Annotated in this window: 4 protein-coding genes; 2 read left to right on the top strand and 2 right to left on the bottom strand. The window is 73.8% G+C overall.

Annotated features, from left to right (window positions below):
* Positions 1-100: 100 nt before the first annotated feature.
* Positions 101-925: an NAD(P)-dependent oxidoreductase gene (locus AB0J04_RS45320; RefSeq protein WP_363174582.1), complete on the bottom strand. Its 825-nt coding sequence runs from the start codon at positions 923-925 to the stop codon at positions 101-103.
* Positions 926-1,179: 254 nt separating this feature from the next.
* Here AB0J04_RS45320 and AB0J04_RS45315 point away from each other — a divergent pair, with 254 nt between their 5' ends.
* Both AB0J04_RS45315 and AB0J04_RS45310 read left to right on the top strand, forming a co-directional pair.
* Positions 1,180-2,139 (top strand): 5-dehydro-4-deoxyglucarate dehydratase, encoded by a 960-nt coding sequence (locus AB0J04_RS45315; RefSeq protein WP_363174583.1) that lies wholly within the window; start codon positions 1,180-1,182, stop codon positions 2,137-2,139.
* Positions 2,140-3,303 carry a hypothetical protein gene (locus AB0J04_RS45310; RefSeq protein ID WP_363174581.1) on the top strand — a complete coding sequence of 388 codons (1,164 nt, stop codon included), beginning with the start codon at positions 2,140-2,142 and terminating at the stop codon, positions 3,301-3,303.
* 186 nt (positions 3,304-3,489) lie between these two features.
* Here AB0J04_RS45310 and AB0J04_RS45305 read toward each other — a convergent pair whose 3' ends face one another.
* Positions 3,490-4,722 (bottom strand): MFS transporter, encoded by a 1,233-nt coding sequence (locus AB0J04_RS45305; RefSeq protein WP_363174580.1) that lies wholly within the window; start codon positions 4,720-4,722, stop codon positions 3,490-3,492.
* Between the last annotated feature and the right edge of the window lie 142 nt (positions 4,723-4,864).

Raw genomic sequence — 4,864 nt, 5'->3', positions numbered from 1 at the left:
CTTTTTTTTAGTGGTGGGGAACCACCTTCCCGGGGCCCGGCTGGGGGCGGGGGGGGGCCCGGTGCGCCCCCCCCCCGCCGCCGTCGAGGTCCGTGCCCGGTCAGTACGGCCAGATCGGCGGGTCGCTGACGAAGTGGCCGCCCAGGTAGGCGTGGGCGATGTTCTCCGGGTCCAGCTCGCCCTGCTCGGCGATCAGCTTCTCGGCGTACGGCTCGGAGTCGTCCCGCGGCTCGTAGCCGAGCGCCCGCGCGGTGCTCAGGTCCCACCACAGCCGGGTGTTGGCGGAGGAGCCGTAGACGACGGTGTGGCCGACGCTCTCGGCGGTCAGGGCCGCATGGAAGAGGCGGGCCCCGTCGGCGGGGCTCATCCACACCGACAGCATGCGCACGCTGGTCGGCTCGGCGAAGCAGGAGCCGATGCGCACCGACACGCTCTCCAGGCCGTGCTTGTCCCAGTAGAGCTGGGCGAGGTCCTCGCCGAAGGACTTGGACAGGCCGTAGAAGGTGTCCGGGCGGCGCGGGGCGTCGATCGGGATCAGCTTGCCCGCGTCGAGAGGCGCGTCGCCCCGCGGGCGGGGGGTGAAGCCGACCGCGTGGTTGGAGGAGGCGAAGACGACCCGGCCGACGCCCTCCTCGCGAGCCGCCTCGTACAGGTTGTAGGTGCCCTCGATGTTCGCCTTGAGGATCTTCTCGAAGGGGGCTTCCAGGGAGATGCCCGCGAGGTGGAGGATCGCGTCGACGCCCCGCACGGCCTCCCGGACCGCCTCCTTGTCGGCCAGGTCCGCGACGATCGCCGCCGGCTCGCCGTCGATCGGGCGCAGGTCGAGCAGGCGCAGCTCGTAGCCGTAGGCCGGCAGCAGGTCCCGCATCAGGGTGCCGAGGCCGCCGGCGGCGCCGGTGAGCAGGACGGTGCGCGGTGCGGGCATCCCTGGGTCTCCTTGGATCACTTGAGCGGGCGGACGCATGCATGGCCGAAGTTCACATTCATGGACACGCTAAGGAGCGGCGGCGGTGCCCGTCAAGTGTCCTACAGGAGTGCCAAAACTGCTGGTGTCTCGGGGGTTGGCGCGCTTGACCGGGCTCGATCGGGCACCTTAGCGTGAGCTTGTTCAGGAATATGGACGCCGCTCAAGAATATGGACTGCTCGTGATGCTCGTGATTCTCGACGATCACGAGAACATGGACCCGGGAGAGCCCGTGACGTCAGCCCCGCTCGCCGCCCGCCTCCGCGTCCCCAGCGGACCGCTGTTCTTCCCCGTCACCGCCTACGGCCCCGACGGCTCCCTCGACCTCGACGTCTACCGCACGCACGTCCGCCGCGGGGTGGAGGCGGGCGCCGCCGCCGTCTTCGCGGCCTGCGGCACCGGGGAGTTCCACGCGCTCGCGCCCGAGGAGTTCGAGGCCTGCGTCCGGGCGGCCGTGGAGGAGACCGCCGGACGGGTGCCGGTCGTCGCGGGCGCCGGCTACGGGACCGCGCTCGCCGTGCGCTACGCGAGGCTCGCGGAGCGGGCCGGGGCGGACGGCCTGCTCGTCCTGCCGCCCTACCTCGTCGTGGCCGCCCAGGAGGGCCTGCTCAAGCACTACCGGACGGTGGCGGCCGCGACCGCGCTCCCCGTGATCGTCTACCAGCGCGACAACGCCGTCTTCACCCCTGAGACCGTCGTGGAACTCGCCCGCACCGAGGGGATCGTCGGCCTCAAGGACGGCCTCGGCGACCTCGACCTCGTGCAGCGGATCGTCAGCGCCGTGCGCACCGAGGTCCCCGGCGACTTCCTCTACTTCAACGGCCTGCCGACCGCCGAGCAGACCCAGCTCGCCTATCGGGCCCTCGGCGTCACCCTCTACTCCTCGGCCGTGTTCTGCTTCGTCCCCGAGCTCGCCCTCGCCTTCCACCGGGCGCTCGCCACCGGCGACGAGAGCACCGTCCGCCGACTGCTCGACGGCTTCTACCGGCCGTTCGTCGAACTGCGCGCCCAGGGCCGCGGTTACGCCGTCTCCCTCGTCAAGGCCGGTGTCCGGCTGTGCGGTCTCGACGTCGGCGAGGTCCGCCCGCCGCTGCACGAACCGAGCGAGGATCATGTCAAACAACTCGCCCGGGTGATGGAACGCGGCTGCGCGCTGCTGGAGGAGGACAAATAAGTGAAGGCGTCGACATTCGTCTACCCCTGGGACGTCACCGGCGATCCCGCGGCCCCGGCCCGGATCGCCGCACTCGGAGTGGAACAGGTGACGCTCGCCGCCGCCTACCACTCCACCCGCGCCCTCACCCCCCGCCACCCGCGGCACCGCATCGTCACCGCCGAGCACGCGGCCGTGCTGTACCCGCCGGACGACCGCTGGGAGGGCCGCGCCCTGCGCCCGTACCCGGCCGGCGACTGGGCCCCAGGCGACGCCTTCGGCGAGGCCGCCGAAGCGCTCGCGGACGCGGGCCTGGAGGTGCACACCTGGGTGGTCCTCGCGCACAACTCCCGCCTGGGCGCCGACCATCCGGACACCTCGGTGGTCAACGCCTACGGCGACCGCTACCCGTGGGCCCCCTGCATCGCCCAGCCCGCCACGCGCGCGTATCTCGTCGACCTCGCCGCCGAGGCCGCCGTGCGCCCCGGCGCCGGCGGCACCGAACTGGAGTCCCTCGGCTGGTACGGCCTCCAGCATCTGCACGCCCACGACAAGACCGGCGGAGTCGGCCTCGGGGACGCCGGCCAGTACCTGATGGCGCTCTGCTTCTGCCCCGCCTGCCGGTCCGGCTACGGCGACCGGGGCCTGGACGCCGACGCGCTCGCCGCCGCCGTCCGCGAGGCGCTGGAGCCGCTGTGGCAGGGGGCGCCGGACGACGGAGGCTGGGCGGGCGTCGAGAAGCTCCTCGGGGAGGAGACGGCGGCGGCCACGCGCGCGTGGCGCGACGAAACCGCCCGCACCCTCCAGGAGGCGGCCGTCGCCGCCGTCCGGGCCGCAGCGCCGGCCGGCTTCCAGGTCCTGCTGCACGCCGACCCCGTGATGTACCACGTGGGCGCCAACCCGGGCGTCGACCCCGCACACATCCTGTCCGTCGCGGACGGCGTGGTGGTGCCCTGCGCGGGCGGCCCCGCCCTGCTGACCCCCTTCTCCGAGCAGCGCCGCCCGGGCGCGGTCATCGCCGCCAACTTCGGCGTCGTCTCCGGCATGGGCGGCAGCCCGGCGACCCTCACCGCCGACGCGTCCCGCGCGAAGGAACTCGGGGCGACGCAGATCCGGCTGTATCACGCCGGGTTGGCGTCGGACACCGACCTGGCGGCCGTACGGGAGGCGCTTGCGGCGCGGTGAGCCGGCGGCGGGAGGGTTCGGGGCGTTGGTGGGTCGGGTGTCTTACGTCGGGGGGTGTCGGACCGGGATCCGGGGATCGTGGGGGAGGCGCTTGCGGCGCGTTGGGTCGGCGGCGGGAGGGTTCGGGGCGCTTGCGGCGCGGTGGGTCGGCGGCGGAGGGTTCGGGGCGTTGGTGGGTCGGGTGTGTCACGTCGGGTCGGCGTCGGACACCGACCTGGCGGCCGTGCGGGAGGGGCGTGCGGGGCGTTGGAACAGGGGCAGGACCGTCAGTAGTCGCGTCGCGCCCAGCAGCGCCGACAGCGGCTGGTACGGCACGAGTTCGACGAGTCCGGCGCCCGCCGCGAGGCCGAACACGTTCGGCGCGTACAGCAGGGTGCCGGCCGTGGCGGCGACCCGGCCCAGCAGCGCGTCCGGGGTCTCCCGCTGGACGGCGGTCAGCGCGGCGATCAGCGCACAGGGCAGCCCCGCCCCGATCGCGGCGGCGCACACCAGGGCCACCGGCTCCGACGGGACGGCCCGCACGACCACCGCGACGGCCGTGAGGGCGATCCCGCAGGCCGCGAACCGGCGCTCGCCGAGCCGCCGCAGCGCCGGCCCCGAGAGCAGCCCGACGACGACCGAACCGGCGCCCTGGACGGCGTACAGCACGCCCGTGAAAGCGGGGGAGCGGCCGAGGCCCTCGACGACGGCGTAGATCAACGCCCCGTTGACCCCGGCGAACAGCATCGTCGTACCGCCCGCCACCACCAGCGGACGCAGCGCCGGGTGCCCCCACAGGAAGCGGGAGCCCTCGGCCGTCCGCGCCCGCCAACCGCTCGTGGCGGGCTCCGGGCGTGCCGCGCGGACCCGCACGCACGCGTACAGCCCCGCCGCGCACACGAAACTCGCCGCGTCCAGCAGCGCCACGCTCGGGCCGCCGTAGGCCGCGTAGACGCCCGCGCCCGCCAGCGGGGCCACCAGCTTCATGCCCTCCACGGCCGTCGTGCGCAGTCCGTTGAAGTCGCCGAGCAGCTCCGGCGCGACGGCTCCGGCGACCAGCGCGGACTCGGCGGCGTCGGCCACCACCGAGGCCGCGCCGTACAGCACCAGCACCGCGAACAGCAGCCACAGCCGGCCGGGGGAGTCCACGCCGAGGACGGTGAGCAGCAGGGCCGCCGGGCCCAGGTTGAGCGCGACCAGCAGGGGTTTGCGCGAGGTGCGGTCGGCGAGGGCGCCCAGCAGCGGGCCGAACAGCGTGGGGAGCCACAGCGCCAGCACGCACAGCGCCGCGAGCCCGTTCGAGCCGGTGAGGTCCTTGACCCACACCCCGGACGCCAGCCACAGCGCCGAGGTGCCGAACCCGGAGACCACCGACGCGGCCAGATAGAGCGCCGCGTCACGGTCCCGCAGGACGCGCACCACGGACCAGTTCTTCGTCATGCCCGGTCATCGTGGTTCTAAGGCGGTCGCCCGGGCATCGGGCACATGCCCTAGACCCGGACTTCGCGGGTCACCGTTTCAGGTCTGTGGCCAGCGGGTCTGTCCGATGTCGGTGTCGAGGAGATCGAGGAGGTGGAGTTGA

The sequence above is a fragment of the Streptomyces sp. NPDC050263 genome (genome assembly GCF_040655955.1).
GTDB lineage: Bacteria > Actinomycetota > Actinomycetes > Streptomycetales > Streptomycetaceae > Streptomyces.
This window is presented reverse-complemented; position numbering and strand designations above follow the sequence as displayed.

What these genes read in the sequence shown, in the direction of transcription:
- AB0J04_RS45315 (WP_363174583.1), top strand. Translation starts at nt 1,180, where the DNA reads ATGGACCCGGGAGAGCCCGTGACGTCAGCCCCGCTCGCCGCCCGCCTC.
- AB0J04_RS45320 (WP_363174582.1), bottom strand. Translation starts at nt 925, where the DNA reads ATGCCCGCACCGCGCACCGTCCTGCTCACCGGCGCCGCCGGCGGCCTC.
- AB0J04_RS45305 (WP_363174580.1), bottom strand. Translation starts at nt 4,722, where the DNA reads ATGACGAAGAACTGGTCCGTGGTGCGCGTCCTGCGGGACCGTGACGCG.